12 protein-coding genes are annotated in these 16123 nt (G+C 74.3%); 2 read left to right on the forward strand and 10 right to left on the reverse strand.

What is annotated here, in order from left to right; translation table 11 throughout:
- Positions 1-152: 152 nt before the first annotated feature.
- The 5 genes from GA0070606_RS13810 to tmk all read right to left on the reverse strand — a co-directional run bounded on the left by GA0070606_RS13810 (position 153) and on the right by tmk (position 5050).
- Complete coding sequence (locus tag GA0070606_RS13810) at positions 153-839, reverse strand: hypothetical protein (RefSeq protein WP_091107701.1); 687 nt, start codon at positions 837-839, stop codon at positions 153-155.
- Positions 839-1144 carry a hypothetical protein gene (locus tag GA0070606_RS13815; protein ID WP_091099073.1) on the reverse strand — a complete coding sequence of 102 codons (306 nt, stop codon included), beginning with the start codon at positions 1142-1144 and terminating at the stop codon, positions 839-841. The genes GA0070606_RS13810 and GA0070606_RS13815 overlap by 1 nt, the downstream gene beginning before the upstream one ends.
- A 1-nt stretch (position 1145) precedes the next feature.
- A complete protein-coding gene (locus tag GA0070606_RS13820) occupies positions 1146-1475 on the reverse strand; it encodes a YbaB/EbfC family nucleoid-associated protein (protein WP_091099077.1) in 330 nt (109 codons plus the stop codon).
- A gap of 180 nt (positions 1476-1655) precedes the next feature.
- On the reverse strand, positions 1656-2942 hold the full coding sequence (locus GA0070606_RS13825) for a DNA polymerase III subunit delta' (RefSeq protein ID WP_091099081.1): 1287 nt from the start codon (positions 2940-2942) through the stop codon (positions 1656-1658).
- Positions 2942-5050 (reverse strand): dTMP kinase, encoded by a 2109-nt coding sequence (gene tmk / locus GA0070606_RS13830; protein WP_425413095.1) that lies wholly within the window; start codon positions 5048-5050, stop codon positions 2942-2944. The genes GA0070606_RS13825 and tmk overlap by 1 nt, the downstream gene beginning before the upstream one ends.
- A 286-nt stretch (positions 5051-5336) precedes the next feature.
- Between tmk and GA0070606_RS13835 the strand changes: the two genes are divergently transcribed.
- Entirely contained in the window at positions 5337-6548 is a 1212-nt protein-coding gene (locus tag GA0070606_RS13835; protein ID WP_091099085.1) for an amino acid deaminase/aldolase, read from the forward strand.
- A 245-nt stretch (positions 6549-6793) separates the two neighbouring features.
- Here GA0070606_RS13835 and GA0070606_RS13840 read toward each other — a convergent pair whose 3' ends face one another.
- Positions 6794-7369: a TetR/AcrR family transcriptional regulator gene (locus GA0070606_RS13840; RefSeq protein ID WP_091099088.1), complete on the reverse strand. Its 576-nt coding sequence runs from the start codon at positions 7367-7369 to the stop codon at positions 6794-6796.
- A gap of 225 nt (positions 7370-7594) precedes the next feature.
- Between GA0070606_RS13840 and GA0070606_RS13845 the strand changes: the two genes are divergently transcribed.
- Complete coding sequence (locus GA0070606_RS13845) at positions 7595-8911, forward strand: D-arabinono-1,4-lactone oxidase (RefSeq protein ID WP_091099092.1); 1317 nt, start codon at positions 7595-7597, stop codon at positions 8909-8911.
- Between the two features lie 114 nt (positions 8912-9025).
- Here GA0070606_RS13845 and topA read toward each other — a convergent pair whose 3' ends face one another.
- The 4 genes from topA to GA0070606_RS13865 form a co-directional block, all read right to left on the reverse strand.
- Positions 9026-11854 (reverse strand): type I DNA topoisomerase, encoded by a 2829-nt coding sequence (gene topA, locus GA0070606_RS13850; RefSeq protein ID WP_091099095.1) that lies wholly within the window; start codon positions 11852-11854, stop codon positions 9026-9028.
- Between the two features lie 464 nt (positions 11855-12318).
- Positions 12319-13050: a hypothetical protein gene (locus GA0070606_RS13855; protein ID WP_176737319.1), complete on the reverse strand. Its 732-nt coding sequence runs from the start codon at positions 13048-13050 to the stop codon at positions 12319-12321.
- Positions 13041-13583, reverse strand: coding sequence for a hypothetical protein (locus GA0070606_RS13860; protein WP_091099098.1), 543 nt, complete (start codon positions 13581-13583; stop codon positions 13041-13043). Before GA0070606_RS13860 ends, GA0070606_RS13855 begins: the two co-directional genes overlap by 10 nt.
- A 112-nt stretch (positions 13584-13695) precedes the next feature.
- Positions 13696-16050: a sodium-translocating pyrophosphatase gene (locus GA0070606_RS13865; RefSeq protein ID WP_091099102.1), complete on the reverse strand. Its 2355-nt coding sequence runs from the start codon at positions 16048-16050 to the stop codon at positions 13696-13698.
- Positions 16051-16123 lie beyond the last annotated feature (73 nt).

The raw sequence follows: 16123 nt of genomic DNA on the forward strand, positions 1-16123 counted from the left end.
ACGGCGTCGTCGCCGGATCCCGGTCGGACCGGGTCCCGCGCGCGACGCCGTGCGCCGTGTGGAGCCCGGCGGAAGCCGCCGACCCCGCACCCGACTTCGCCGGGCCCTCGCCCCGGGGAGGGCCGCCAGGGGGGGCCGTCGCCCGGGGAGGGCTACCAGCCGATCCGCGTCGGGGTGTCGTAGCGGGGCCGGTCGGTCAACGGCTCACGCCAGCGCGACTCCGCCAGGCTCGGCCCCCACTGCCGCAACAGCGTCTCCGCCCCGTCGTACGCCACGCAGAGCACCGCCAGCACCCGCGCGGCGATCTCGGCGGCCTCGATGCCGCCCGGCCCGGCCTGCGCCGCGCGCCCCGATCCGCCGCCCGCCGTCGAGGTCGCCGCGACCACGGCCACCGCCTCGGCGGAGCGCAGCACGTCGGCCAGCGCGCGGGCCAGCGCCAGCCGGCTGCCCTCCACCCAGTCGGCGAGCGCCTCGGCGTAGCCGGCGGTCGACTCCAGCCGCCCGACCAGGCTCTCCGGCCCCTCGTCGAGGTGGCGCAGCAGGGCCGACCGGGACTGCCCGTACGCCGACGCGGCCGGGCCGGACCAGAGGACCGGGTCGGTCAGCGCGGCGGAGGCGTCGTCGTAGCCGGGCACCAGCCGGCGCACCGAGTGGCCCGCGGCGGTCAGCGGCGCCGGGTGCAGGTCGAGGAAGTGCCGGACGGCCTCGCCGGGGAGCACCTGCAGCCGGCGCAGCAGCGGCCAGACCCGGTGGTTCTCGGGTGCCCCGGCGGCGAGCAGCATGTCGACCCGGCGCAGCAGGTCGAGCCCGGGCTCCGCGAGCCGGTCGAGCGTGTCCATCACGCCTCCCCGGCCAGCCGGTGGCGGACGCTCCGGTCGACGTCGGCGTAGTGGTCGGCGGCGGCCCGCACCGCCGCCGCGGCGGTTGCCAGCCGTTGGGCGGCGACGTGCGCTTCGCGGGCCCGGTCGCCGGTGGCCGCGATCCACTGCCGGTGCAGGGCCCGCCCGATCTCGCCGGGCCGGCCGGGGGCGTCGGCGCCGAACGCGGCCTGCGGCGGGTCGCCGGCGGTGACCGTGCGGGACACGGCGGTCATGGTCTCGCTCGCCTGGTCGAGCCGGGCGGCGAGGGCGCGCAGACTCTCCATCTCAGGCTCCCGCCAGCGGACGGTAGGCGGCGAAGGTCTCGTTGTGCAGCTTCTCCCGGGCCCACTCGGCGGCGTCGGCGGCGGCGGTGACCGCGGCCTGCACGGAGTTGGCGACGTCCCGCGGGCTGCGGGTGTGCAGCGGGCCGAGGAACCGGACGTCGGTGATCCGGCCGCCGGCGGTCACCACGACCTCGACCAGCCCGTCGGGCGACCGGACGGTGACCTCGACCGTCGCCACCGCCTGGTCGAACTCGGCCTGGAGCGACTCGATCCGGCGGTAGCGGCGCACCGCCTCCTCGATCCAGGCCTCGTCGATCTCGCCCCGCGGCATCGGCGGACTCCTCCCCGGACAGGCCATCACTGAGCGTGCCACCACCGTCACCACGGCACACCGGACCGTACCGCACAGCAATTGCGGCTGTCGATGCCTGTGGACAGCCGGTCCGGCCGACGGGACCTGGCCCGGCCGGGGACGGCGGGGACGGGCCCTGCGCAGGGGATCCGCTCCGGGTCAGCCCTTCCAGAGCGCGAGCATCATCGCCTCGACGGCGATCCGGGGCTTGACGTTCGCCTCGATCGCCGCCCGGCACTCCAGCACCGCCTCCAGGCGGCGCAGCGCCCCCTCGGCGTCCCACTTCTGCGCGCCCGCCCCGGCCAGCGCGGCGGTGTCCGTGTGCACCGGCGCCACGGGGGCGCGCAGCGCCATGGTGAGCGCGTCCCGGTAGAACCCCGCCAGGTCGACCAGGGCGCGGTCCAGCGCGTCGCGCTGCGCCCGGGTGGCCCGCGACTTCTGCCGCTTCTCCAGCTCCTTCAGCTGGCCGGCGGCGCCTCGCATCGCGCCCGCCGCGCCCCGCCCGGTGCCGCCCGCGCCGAGCGCGGTCTCCAGCGCCGCCCGCTCGGCGGCGTCGGTCTCCGCCACGGAGGCCGCCGCCTCCGCCTCCGCCGCCTCGATCAGCGCCGACGCGGCGTCGAAGGCGGCGCCCACGCCGGTCAGCCGGCGCGGCACCGCGAGCACGGCCTCCCGGCGGGTACGCGCCTCCGGGTCGCGGGCGAGGCGACGGGCCCGGCCCACGTGCCCCTGCGCGGCCGCCGCCGCCCACCGCGCCACGTCGGGCGCCACGCCGTCGCGGCGGACCAGCATTTCGGCCACCGCGTCGGCCGCCGGCTGCCGCAGCGGTACGACCCGACAGCGCGACCGGATGGTCACCGAGATGTCGTCCGGGTGGGTGGACGGGGCGCAGAGCAGGAACACCGTACGCGGCGGCGGCTCCTCGACGGCCTTGAGCAGCGCGTTGCCGGCGGCCTCGGTGAGCCGGTCCGCGTCCTCGATGATCACCACCTGCCAGCGCCCGCCCGACGGGGTGCTGGCGGCGCGCAGCACCAGCGCCCGCATCTCGTTGACGCCGATGGAGAGCCCCTCCGGCACGACCAGCCGGACGTCGGCGTGGGTGCCGGCCGTCGTGGTGTGGCAGCCCTGGCACTGGCCGCAGCCGGTGCCGTACGCACACTGGAGGGCGGCGGCGAAGGCCCTGGCCGCCACCGACCGCCCCGACCCGGGCGGCCCGGTGAAGATCCAGGCGTGCGTCATCCCCGCCCCGGGATCGACGGCACCCGCCGACGCGCCCTCGACGCCCGCGCTGTCGGCCTCCTCGGCGAGCGCGTCGAACTCGTCCCCGGCGGCTTCGGTCGCGGGCGGGGCGGCGGCGACGCGCAGCACGGCGGCCGCCGAGGCGGCGGCGCGGCGCAGCGTGTCGACCGCCTCGTCCTGCCCGACCAGGTCGGCGAAGACGTCCGGCATCAGGTCCGATGCTCCATCGTCACCAGCTCCGATTCGGATAACTCCGGCTGCACCGAGGTGTCCGGCCCCTGCGCGGGGCGCGGGTGCACGATGCCGCCGGGGGCGCCGAGCATCTCCTCGACCCGCCGGGCCACCTGCTCGGCGATCTCCTCGACCGGGCGGGACGCGTCGAGCACCAGGTAGCGCTTCGGGTCGGCGGCGGCGAGGTCGAGGAAGGCGTACCGGACCCGCTCGTGGAAGGCGACCGACTCGGCCTCCACGTGGTCGGCCGCCTCGGCGCGGGCCGCGACCCGGGACAGGCCGGTGCGCGGGTCGACGTCGAGCAGCACCACCAGGTCGGGCTTGAGCCCGCCGGTTGCCCAGGAGGAGAGCCAGGAGACCTCGTCGACGGGGAGCGTCCGCCCCGCCCCCTGGTAGGCGAGGGACGAGTCGACGTACCGGTCGCTGATCACCACCGCGCCCTGGACGAGCGCCGGCCGGACGACGGTGGCCACGTGGTGCGCCCGGTCGGCGGCGTAGAGCAGCGCCTCGGCGCGCGGCGACGGCACGTCGGAGCCGGGCGCGCCGAGCAGCAGCGACCGGATCCGTTCGCCGACGGCGGTGGCGCCCGGCTCGCGGGTGACGACCACGTCGCGCCCCTGCCCGCGCAGTCGCTCGGCGAGCACGGTGAGCTGGGTCGACTTGCCGGCGCCCTCGCCGCCCTCGAAGACCACGAAGAGGCCGGCGGAGACGAACGGCTCGGCCGGCATCAGCGGGCGGCCCCGGATCGAGCCCCAGAGATCGGCCAGGACGGGGACGCCCTTCTTGTCGTCCATCTGCCCGAACGCGCTGACCCCGGCGAAGATGCCGGCGGCGCCGGCGGCGAGCAGCAGCAGCCGGGTGGACGAGATCGAGACGCCCAGGTCGGCCAGCTCCAGCCGGCGCGAGCCGCCGACACCGGCGAGCAGGCTGCTCAGGCCGATCGCGAGGATCAGCACCAGCCGGGTGCCGATCTGCACCACGGCGAAGACCCGGCCGCGCACCTCGTCGGCGATCTCCCCGCCGAGCAGGGTGGTGCCGGACAGGAAGGCCATCCCGGCGCCCGCGCCGACCAGGATCGCGCCGACCATCGCCATCGACAGGTGGATGGCGAAGGCCAGGGCCATCACCGAGGCGCTGGCCAGCACGATGCTCATGCCGAACCAGCGCCGCCGGGACATGTCCTTGACGATCATCGGGCCGAGCCCGATGCCGAGGGCCAGGCCGATGAAGATGGCGCCGAAGAGCAGGTAGAAGGCCGCGTCGCCGGCGCCCAGCGAGGTGGCGAAGAACTTGGCGGTGCCGATCACGATGCCGCCGCCGGCGAAGGCGCCGAAGATGCCGAGCACCAGGCCGCGGACCAGCGGGGTCTGCCCGATGTAGCGCCAGCCCTCCTTGAACTGGCGCAGCATGCTCTGCTCGGTGCGCTCCCGCTCGTCGGACTGCCCCTGGCTGATCTCCTTGATGCCGTACGCCACCACCAGCGCGGTGGCCAGCCGGGAGAACGCGTTGAACCAGAGCGCCAACTGCGCCGGCTCGGCCCAGTCCGGCGTCGAGCCGCCGGTGGCCGCCCGCACGATGCCGTCGAGCGCGGCGAGGATCAGCGCGGCGAGGACCGGCGTGAGGCCGTACGTGGTGATGAGCGTGAGCTGGTTGGCGGCCTCCAGCCGGGCGCGCGGGATCAGGTTGGGGACCGCGGCCTCCTTGGCCGGGATCCACAGCAGCGTGAGCGACTCGATCAGGAAGGTGGCGATCGCCGCCCAGCCGACCACCACCCCGCCGGGGGCGCCGAGCAGCGCGACCAGCGGGATCGAGGCGAAGAGCAGGAAGCGCAGCACGTCGCAGATGACCATCGTCCAGCGGCGGTCGAAGCGGTCGGCCAGCACGCCGGCGATCGGGCCGAGCACCAGCGCCGGCAGCAGCCGGATGGCGATGACGCCACCGAAGGCGGCACCCTTCGCCGTGCTCCCCTCGACCTGGGCGGCGGCGAAGACCGACGTGGCGAGCAGGCCGAACCAGTCGCCGAAGGAGGCCGCGCCGAGCACGATCCAGAGCCGGCGGAACGGGGTGATCCGCAGCACCGAGCGGATGCCCGCGTAGCCGGACAGGTCGGCCCCGGGCTTCTCGGCGGCCCCGGGCTTGTTCGAGGACGGCGACACGCCGGGCGACTCGCCGTTGAACTGGCTTTCGATGGCCGTACCTCCACGTGCCGGCCCATCGCTGGGCAGTCCCGGTGGAACACTCTAGACCCGGCGGGGACCTCCCCCGCCGCGACATTCTCCTGCTCGCCGAGCCTAGGCCGCCGCGACCGCCGCCGTCAGCCCGGACAGACGCGAGGGTATTTCGCATTGACTCCCAGACAGTTAGCGTGCAGACGTGGCCACCACCGAAAGCGACGAACTTCGTGAGCGCCTCGACCGGGCGACCGCGCACCTCGACCCGCCCTACGCGGTGGTGGACCTCGCGGCCTTCGACGGCAACGCCGCCGCGCTGGTCGACCGCGCCGCCGGCAAACCGCTCCGCGTCGCCAGCAAGTCGGTCCGCTCCCGCGAGCTGATCGGCCGGGCGCTGGGCCGACCGGGCTGGCACGGCGTGATGGCGTTCACCCTGCCCGAGGCGATCTGGCTGGTCCGCGCCGGTGTGACCGACGACGCGCTGGTGGCGTACCCCACGGCCGACCGGGGGGCGCTCGCCGGGCTCGCCGCCGACCCGGCGCTGGCCGCAGCCGTCACGCTGATGGTCGACGGCACCGACCAGCTCGACCTCGTAGACGCCGTGTGTCCGCCCGGCCGCCGCCCCGAGCTGCGGGTCTGCCTCGACCTGGACGCCTCCTGGCGACCGCTGGGCGGACGGGTGCACGTCGGGGTGCGCCGCTCACCGGTGCACAGCGCGCGGGCGGCCGGCGCCCTCGCCGCCACCGTCGCCGGCCGCGCCGGCTTCCGGCTGGTCGGGCTGATGGCGTACGAGGCGCAGATCGCCGGCCTCGGCGACGCGCCGCCCGGGAGGGCGGTGCTCGGCTCCGCGATCCGGCTGGCCCAGCGCGGGTCGTACCGCGAGTTGCTGGCCCGCCGGAGCGCGGCGGTGGCCGCCGTACGCGAACACGCCGACCTGGAGTTCGTCAACGGCGGCGGCACCGGCAGCGTGGCCGCGACCAGCGCCGATCCCGCGGTCACCGAGGTCACCGCGGGATCGGGCCTGTACGGGCCGACGCTGTTCGACGCGTACCGTGCGTGGCGCCCCACCCCGGCGGCGTTCTTCGCCTGCGCGGTGGTACGCCGCCCGGCGCCCGGCCTGGCCACCGTGCTCGGCGGCGGCTGGATCGCCTCCGGGCCGGCGGAGGGCAGCCGGCTGCCCCGCCCGTGGCTGCCCGGCGGGCTGAAGCTGGTCGGCACGGAGGGGGCCGGCGAGGTGCAGACCCCGCTGGCCGGCACCGCCGCCGCCACGCTACGGGTCGGCGACCGCGTCTGGTTCCGGCACGCGAAGGCCGGCGAGCTGTGCGAGCACGTGAACGAGCTGCACCTGGTCGAGGGGGACGCGGTCGTGGCCACCGTGCCCACCTACCGGGGCGAGGGCCACGCCTTCCTCTGAGACTCACCGGCCCCGCGCACCCGGGCCGTCCTGCCGCGCCCGGCGCACCCCGGGCGGCTCCGCCTGTTCCCACCTTCACCGCCCCGGCGCACCCCCGGGCGGTTCCTCCAGTTCACACCTACACCGCCCCGGCGCACCCCGGGCGGTTCCGTCAGTTCGCACCTCTCGCCGGCCCCGGCGCGCACCCCGGGCGAGCCGACCCGTCTCCGGTGCCGTCCGCCCACGCCCCGGGCGGCGGGACCGGGTCAGCCGGGCTGGCCGGCGTCGGCCGGGGCGTCGACCTGGCGGTGCAGGTAGTCCCGGATCAGCGCCTTCGCCTCGGCCAGCACCCGGTCGTCGCCCTCGGGCTGCCGACGGAACGCCAACTTGATCAGCGCGTCGGCCGTCTCCACGGCGATCTCCAGGTGGAACCGGAGGGCGGGGACGTCGGTCAGGCCGAAGCGCTCGGTGAGCACCCGGGCCAACTGGTCCGCGATCACCCCGTTGTTGTCCCGCTGCTCATCGAGCAGGTGCAGGTCGACCACGTCGCCGAAGTGCAGGGTACGGAAGCCCGGAACGGTGCGGTGCATCGTGATGTACTCGTCGATCCCCGCGTCGACCCCGTCCCACCAGTGGGTCAGGTCGTCGGAGGCGAAACGCTCGTCGAGCCGCTGGAGGTAGGACTCCATCGTGCGCAGGGTGAGCGCCTGCACGATCGCCCGCTTGTCCGGGAAGAACTGGTACACCGACCCGATCGCCACCTCGGCCCGCTCGGCGAGCAGGGTCGTGGTCAGCCCCTCGTACCCCACCTCGTCGACGAGTTCGGCGCAGGCGTCCAGCATCCGCTGGACCCGCGCGACACTTCGACCCTGCACCGGTACGCGGCGCAGCGGCCCGGCTGTGGCGGCTGGTGTGGACACTCGGCGCCACCCCCCTTCGACGGATGAACATATCTGCACGTCACGTGTTCGTGACTACCGGTACAACGAGCAAACCTCGATTGCGGTATTTACCTGCTACAACGTTCCTGATATGAAGTCAGTTCACATTCATGTCGAGGAGTGCGCATGGCCGGCACCGCACCGCCCACCCTGGCAGGCTGGTCCAACTGGGCCGGCAACCAACGCGCCACCGCCACCGCCACCGTGCGCCCCACCTCCCTCGCCGACGTCACCGAGGCCGTACGCGCCGCCGCGGCGGCCGGCGACCGGATCCGGGCGGTGGGCAGCGGCCACTCCTTCACCGGGGTCGCCGTCACCGACGGACGGCGGATGGAACTGACCGCGCTGGACACCGGCGTACGCGTCGACGTCGATCGCCGACTGGTCACCGTACCGGCCGGGATCACCCTGCGCGCACTCAACGACCTGCTCGCCGCGCACGGGCTGGCCCTGCCCAACCTGGGCGACATCGACGCGCAGACCATCGCAGGGGCGATCTCCACCGGCACCCACGGCACCGGCGCCGCGTACGGCTGCCTGTCGACGTTCGTCGAGGCGCTCACCCTCGTCACCGGAACCGGCGAGGTGCTGCGCTGCTCCGCCGACGAGCACCCGGACGTGTTCGCCGCCGCCCGGGTCTCGCTGGGCGCGGTCGGCGTGCTGGCCGAGGTGACCCTGCGCTGCGTGGACGCCTTCGTGCTGCACGCCCACGAGCGGCCCGCGCCGCTGGACGACGTGCTGGCCGACCTGCCGGCGCTGGTCGAGGGGCACGACCACGCCGAGTTCTACTGGTTCCCCTACACCGACCGGGTGCAGGTCAAGACCAACGACCGGGTGCCCGCCGACGACCGGCCGCTGCCCCGCTGGCGCGGCTGGCTGGACGACGAGTTCCTGTCCAACACCCTCTTCGAGGGCGCCTGCCGACTCGGCCGCGCCGTGCCGGCGCTCGCCCCCGGCATCAGCGCCGTCTCCGCCCGGGCCCTCACCGAGCGCCGCTACACCGGCCGCTCGGACCGGGTGTTCTGCACCCCGCGCCGGGTCCGCTTCGTCGAGATGGAGTACGGGCTGCCGCGCGAGGCCCTCGGCGAGGCGCTCGGCGCGCTCCGGAGAATCGTCGACGGCCTGCCGTTCAAGGTGCTCTTCCCGGTCGAGGTGCGGTTCACCGCCGCCGACGACATCTGGCTCTCGCACGGCTACGGGCGCGAGTCGGCGTACGTGGCGATCCACCAGTACGTCGGCATGCCGTACGAGCCGTACCTGCGGGCGTTCGAGCAGGTCGCCGAGGGCCTCGGCGGGCGCCCGCACTGGGGCAAGCTGCACTGGCGCGACGCGGGGTCGCTCGCCGCCGCCTACCCCCGCTGGGCGGACTTCCAGGCCGTCCGCGACCGCCTCGACCCCGACCGCCTCTTCACCAACCCGCACCTGACGCGAATCCTCGGCTGACCCACCCCGAGCCCGACCAAGGTGCCCGGTCGAGACGGATCTTGGTACGAAACGACCCCTCCGCGGGCTCGCTCGCACCAAGATCGCTTGCGGCAGCAGCAGCGGGCGGCGGCGTCAGTCGGCGGGGCTGGTGGCCTTTCGGGGGGCCGCCTTCTTGGCTGGGGCCTTCTTCGCCGTGGTGGCCTTGGCCGTCGCGGTCTTCTTGGCGGCCGTCGACTTGGCCGCCGCTGCCGTCTTCTTCGTCGCCGTCGCCTTCTTGGCGGGCGCCTTCTTCGCTGCGGCCTTCTTCTTCGGCGCCGGCCCCTTCGCCCGCTTCTCGGCGAGCATCTCGGAGGCCTCCTCGATGGTCAGCGCCTCCGGGGTCTGGGCCCGGCGCAGCGAGGCGTTGGTCTCCCCGTCGGTGACGTACGGGCCGAACCGGCCGTCCTTGATGACCAGCGGCTTCTCGGTCAGCGGGTCGACGCCCATCTCCCGCAGCGGCGGCGCGGCGGCCCGGCGCTGGCGCGTCTTCGGGGCAGCCAGCAGGGCCAGCGCCTCGTCCAGCGTGACGGTGAACATCTTCTCTTCGGAGTCGAGCGAGCGGAACTCGTCGCCGCGCTTGACGTACGGGCCGTAGCGGCCGTTGTTCGCGAAGACCTCGACGCCGTCCGGGGCCACACCGACCAGCCGGGGCAGGCTGAGCAGCTTCAGCGCCTCGTCGAAGGTGAGCGAGTCGGGCGACTGCGAGCGCAGCAGGGACGACTTGCGCTCGCCGCTGGCCACGTAGGGGCCGAAGCGGCCCGACTTGAGCAGGATCGGCTCGCCGGTGGCCGGATCGTCGCCGAGCTTGCGCTCGCCCCCGCCGCCGAGGAACAGCTCGTGCACCTTCTCCGGGGTCAACTCGTCCGGCGCCAGGCCCTCGGGGATCGGCGCCCGGTCGCCCTGACCGCCGCCCTCCTCGCCCTCCGCGGCGGGCGCGGGCTGCTCGCCCGGCACCGCCCGCTGCAGGTACGGGCCGTAGCGTCCCACCCGCACGACGACCTCGCGGCCCTCGTCGTCGGTGAACAGCGGGATCGAGTTGACGCTGCGCGCGTCGATGTCGCTGAGGTTCTCGGTGACCAGCTTCTTCAGCCCGCCGGAGCGGGCGATGTCCCGGTCGCCGGCGCCGTTGGCGCTGCCGAAGTAGAACGCGGTGAGGAAGTCGACCGCCGCGTGGTCACCGCCGGCGATCTCGTCCAGCTCGTTCTCCATGCTGGCGGTGAAGTCGTAGTCGATCAGGCGCGGGTAGTGCCGCTCCATCAGCCCGATCACGGCGAACGCCAGGAAGGTCGGGATCATCGCCTGGCCGCGCTTGTTGACGTAGCCGCGGTCCTGGATGGTCTGCATGATCGACGCGTACGTCGAGGGGCGGCCGATGCCCAGCTCCTCGAGGGCCTTGACCAGCGACGCCTCCGTGTAGCGCGACGGCGGCTGGGTGTGGTGGCCCTGCGCGGCCAGCTCGTCGGCGGTGAGCGGCTGGTCCTTGACCAGGTTGGGCAGGCGGCGCTCGGCGTCCTCGGCCTCGGCGTTCTCGTCGTCGCTCGACTCGACGTACGCCCGCAGGAAGCCCGGGTCGGTGATGGTCTTGCCGGTGGCGCCGAAGTCGGCCTCCTCCTGCGCGGAGGAGACGGCGCGGATGCGCACCGAGACGCTGGAGCCGACGGCGTCGGTCATCTGCGAGGCGATGGTGCGCCGCCAGATCAGCTCGTAGAGCTTGAACTCCTCGGCCGACAGCTCCTTGGCCACGTCGCCCGGGGTGCGGAAGTTGTCCCCCGCCGGGCGGATCGCCTCGTGCGCCTCCTGCGCGTTCTTCACCTTGCCGGTGTAGCGGCGCGGCTCCGGCGGCACGCTGCGCTCGCCGTACAGCTCGACGATCTGCCGGCGGGCCGCCGCGATGGCGGTCTCCGACAGGTTCACCGAGTCGGTACGCATGTAGGTGATGTAGCCGTTCTCGTAGAGGCGCTGCGCGGTGCGCATCGTCTGCTGCGACGAGAACCGCAGCTTGCGGGCCGCCTCCTGCTGGAGGGTGGAGGTGATGAACGGCGCGTACGGGCGGCGGCGGTAGGGCTTCTCCTCGACCCGGGTGACGGTGAACGGCCGGCCCTCCAGGCGGGCCGCGAGGCCCCGGGCCCCGCCGGAGTCGAGGTGGACCACCCCGGCGCCGGCCTTGACCCGGCCGGTGGTCGGCTCGAAGTCCTTGCCGGTGGCGATCCGGTCGCCGTTCAGCGCGACCAGGGTGGCGTTGAAGGTGCGCGGCCCCTCGCCGGCGTTCGCCACGGCCAGCGTGGCCAGGATGTCCCAGTATTCCGCCGTGCGGAACGCCATCCGCTGCCGCTCGCGCTCCACCACGATCCGGGTCGCCACGGACTGCACCCGGCCCGCCGAGAGCCTCGGCATGACCTTCTTCCACAGCACCGGGGAGACCTCGTAGCCGTAGAGGCGGTCGAGGATGCGCCGGGCCTCCTGGGCGTCGACCAGGTCGCGGTCGATCTCGCGCGGGTTGGCCACCGCGGCCTGGATCGCCGGCTTGGTGATCTCGTGGAAGACCATCCGCTTGACCGGCACCTTGGGCTTGAGCGTCTCCACCAGGTGCCAGGCGATCGCCTCGCCCTCGCGGTCCTCGTCCGTCGCCAGGAGGATCTCGTCGACCTCCTTGGCCAGCTTCACCAGCTTGCTGATCTGCTGCCTGCGGTCGGCGGAGACCACGTAGAGGGCGTGGAAGCCGTTGTCGACGTCCACCCCGAGCCGGGCCCACGGCTCGCCCTTGTACTTCGCCGGCACGTCGGCGGCGTTGCGCGGCAGGTCCCGGACGTGGCCGAAGCTGGCCTCCACGACGTACCCCGGGCCGAGGTAGCCCGAGATCGTCTTGGCCTTCGCCGGTGACTCGACGATGACCAGACGGGTGGTTCCAGCGTTGCTCGGCACGTCTCTCCCCGACCTCACTCCTGCTCGTGGCCGCGATGCCCGGTTGGGGCCCGCTTTCGACCCGCCGGCCCCCGGCGGTCCGGATGTCCAACGTAACGCGCCGCCCACGTTTCGGGTTTCGCGGGCGGCAAACCGCCCTCGGCGGGGCGGCACCAGCTCTCCGGCGACGCGTGGCGGTGCCGGACGGCGCCACCGTACACCGTGCGTGTGCCGGTAGGCGGAACACTGTGACGATGGCGCACCGTCGGTGGAGGCGCCACCCGGCCGTTTTCCTGCGGATTCCCGCATCCGGCTGTCCCTGATCGGACACCCGCGGCGGCCGGCCGGGGCAGCCGGCTCGGCGGACCACCATCGGATCCGCCCAACTCAGACACCCAAGGCGCGGCCGGCCGCCCTCGACTCCGCCCGGCTCGGGCGCGCCGCCCTCGACTACGCCCGGCTCGGGCGCGCCGCCTTCACCGTGGTCAGGCGGGGCCGGGCCAGGCCTCCGCCGGAGCGGCGGGCGGCGGGTCGCCGACCAGCTCGGCCAGGCGGGCGAGGCGGCGGCGGCCGGCGATCCGGTACGCCGGGCCGCCGTCGCCCGGCCCGAGGAGCGCGCCGGAGAGGCCGACCGCGGCGAGCGCGCCGCCGACCGGTTCCCAGCACTCCTCGTCGGCGGCGCCGAGCCGGAGCAGGAAGCCGGGCGGCTCGGCCACCCCCGCCGCCGCGAGCCAGAGGCGCAGCCGCCGGCCGTTGAGGTGGAACCCGGCGGGCGGGCGCTTGGCGGCGCCGCGCAGCCAGGCCACCGCGAGCGGCTTGAGCGTGCGGGCGTACGAGGTGCGCACCGCGTGCCGCCCGTCGGCGGTCGCCTCCCAGGTGGCCGCCACCCCGCGCGACGCCAGCTCGGCGACCAGCACGTGCACCCGCCACGCGGCGTCCACGACCACCGACAGGCGGGCGGTGCCGCCCATCCTGACGACCTCGCCGGGACCGGCGAGCAGCCCGGCGAGATCGGCGAGGGACGGGTCGGCCGCGTCGGCGGCGAAGAAGGGCAGTTGCCGGGCGGAGTCGTCGGGGTCGGCCGGCGGGGGCGGGGCGGCACGGCGGGGCGCGGGGGCCACCCGGTCCGGCCCGGGGGCCGGGAAGAGCGCGGGGGCCGGGAAGAGCGCGGGCGGCGTCAGCCCGTCGGTCGGCTCACCGGTCCCGCTCAGCGACACTCCGGCACCTCGTCGAAGGCCCGTTTCAACTCCTCGGAGTTGAGTCGGCTGGTGTCCAGCGCGCTGGCGTCGTACTCCTTGTTGAGGGTCTCCACCGCGGCGCGGACGCCGTCGTAGAAGGCGGCGGGCTGGCCGGTGCTCAGCCCGTCGATGGTGTCCCGGGCCCTGCCGTACGCGTCGCGCATCTTGGCCAGGGACGCGCGGAAGCCCTCGGAGACCTCCGCGCCGTGCTCGGCCTCCGGGATGCCGGCCTGCTCGACCTTGCGCCGGGCGGTCTCGCTGGCCTGCTCCGCGCCGCCGAAGAGCCGCACCAGGTTCTCCTTCGCCTGCGCCGGGGTGGTCTGGGCGGTCATCTGCTGGTCGGTGCTGCTGGTCAGCTTGCTGATCTCGGCCCGCCACGGGGTGAGCGCCGAGCAGACCGAGGCGGCCCACGCCTGCGGGCTGGGCCCGCCGCCGCAGCCGGCGGCCACGAGGACGAGCGTGGCCAGGACCACCGTGAGCTTTCCGGCGGCTGTCGCCCGGCACGTGCGCATGCGATGCAGCGTACGGCCTCTGTCGAGCCGGGGCACCGGTCAGGTTTGCCGGGCCCACGGTTCGGTCCCCGGCCGGCCACGCGGGCCGACCGGGGACCGGACGCCGTACGGATCAGGCGTTGACCGTCTCCGGCCGCTGGTCCGGGCTGCCCGCGCCGGTGCCGGCGCCCGAGTCGGACATCGCCACGCCCTTGCGCTTGCTGAACACCACCGCCGCCACGATGATCAGCGTCGCCACCACGGCGATGCCGACCCGCAGGCCGGTGTTCCGCTCGTCGCCGACGCTCCAGGCCACCACGGCCGGCGCGATCAGCAGCGAGACCAGGTTCATCACCTTGATCAGCGGGTTGATCGCCGGGCCGGCGGTGTCCTTGAACGGGTCGCCGACGGTGTCGCCGATGACCGTGGCGGCGTGCGACTCGGAGCCCTTGCCGCCGTACGCGCCGTCCTCGACGAGCTTCTTGGCGTTGTCCCAGGCGCCGCCGGAGTTGGCCAGGAAGACCGCCATCAGCGTGCCGGCCCCGATCGCGCCGGCCAGGTACGCCGCCAGCGCGCCGGGCCCGAGGCCGAAGCCGACCGCGATCGGCGCGAGGATGGCGAGCAGACCGGGGGTCATCAGCTCGCGCTGGGCGTCCCGGGTGCAGATGTCGACGACCTTGCCGTACTCGGGCCGCTGGGTGCGGTCCATGATCCCGGGCAGCTCGCGGAACTGCCGGCGGACCTCCATCACGACCGCGCCGGCCGAGCGGGAGACCGCGTTGATGGCCAGCCCGGAGAAGAGGAAGACCACCGCCGCGCCGATGATCAGGCCGACCAGGTTGCGCGGGTTCGCCACGTTCAGCGAGTTGAGGATCTCGGCGCCGACGTCGCCCACCCCCGCGTCGGAGTACGCGGTGCGCAGCGTGTCGGTGTACGAGCCGAAGAGCGCGGTGGCGGCGAGCACCGCCGTGGCGATCGCGATGCCCTTGGTGATCGCCTTGGTGGTGTTGCCGACCGCGTCCAGCTCGGTCAGCGTCCGGGCGCCGTGCTCGTCGATGTCGCCGGACATCTCCGCCACACCCTGGGCGTTGTCGGAGATCGGGCCGAACGTGTCCATCGCGACGATCACGCCGACGGTGGTGAGCAGGCCGGTGCCGGCCAGCGCCACGGCGAACAGCGAGAGCGTGATGGAGCTGCCGCCGAGCAGGAACGCGCCGAACACGCCGGCCCCGATCAGCAGCGCCGAGTAGACCGCCGACTCCAGACCGACGCTGATGCCGGCGAGGATGACGGTGGCGGGGCCGGTCTGCGAGCTCTTGCCGATGTCCTGCACCGGGCGCCGGTTGGTCTCGGTGAAGTAGCCGGTCAGCGCCTGGATCGCGGCGGCCAGCACGATGCCGATGACGACCGCGCCGATCGCGACCACCCGCGGGTTCTCGTCGACGTCGGTGAGCCCGCCCTCCAGCCCGGCGAACGTGGCCGGCAGGTACGCGTACGTGGCGATCGCGACCAGCACCGCCGAGAGCAGGGCCGAGATGTAGAAGGCCCGGTTGATGGCGGTCAGACCGTTGCGGTCGGAGGCCCGCAGCCGGGTGATGAAGACGCCGATGATCGCGACGAGCACCCCGATGGTGGAGATGATCAGCGGGAAGACCAGGCCCTGCTCGCCGAAGGCGGCGCGGCCGAGGATCAGCGCGGCGACCAGGGTCACGGCGTACGACTCGAACAGGTCGGCGGCCATGCCGGCGCAGTCGCCGACGTTGTCGCCCACGTTGTCGGCGATGGTGGCGGCGTTGCGCGGGTCGTCCTCGGGGATGCCCTGCTCGACCTTGCCGACCAGGTCGGCGCCGACGTCGGCGGCCTTGGTGAAGATGCCGCCGCCGACCCGCATGAACATGGCGAGCAGCGCGGCGCCGAAGCCGAAGCCCTCCAGCACGGTCGGCGCGTCGGCCCGGAAGAACAGCACGACCAGCGCCGCGCCGAAGAGGCCGAGGCCGACGGTGAGGAAGCCGACCACGCCGCCGGTGCGGAACGCGATCCTCATGGCGGCCTCGCGGCCCCCTTCGCGTTCCCGGGCGGCGGCGGCGACCCGCAGGTTGGCCCGGGTGGCCAGCCACATGCCGGCGCCGCCGATGAACGCGCTGAACAGCGCGCCGATGACGAAGAAGGCGGACCGGCCGATCTTCACCGCCGTCTCGCTGCCGTCGGTGTCGTGCACCGGCAGCAGGAAGAGCAGTACCACGGCGACGACGACGAAGATCGCCAGGGTACGGAACTGTCGGAGCAGGTAGGCCGAGGCGCCCTCCTGGACCGCGCCGGAGATCTCCTGCATGTTGGTGGTGCCCTTGCCGGCTGCCAGCACGGCCTTCGTCAGCGCGGCGGCGAAGGCGAGCGCCACCAGCGCGATCACCGCGGCGATGACGACGTACGTGACGTTGTTTCCGGTGAGGGAGATCCCGCCGCCCTCGGCGGCCAAGGTGTCGGACATCTGTGTCCTCCTGTACCGAACGCTCGCGTCGGCCGGTGGAGACGCACCGGCCCGACGCCTGGATGCGGAGCCG

Source organism: Micromonospora citrea, assembly GCF_900090315.1.
GTDB lineage: Bacteria > Actinomycetota > Actinomycetes > Mycobacteriales > Micromonosporaceae > Micromonospora > Micromonospora citrea.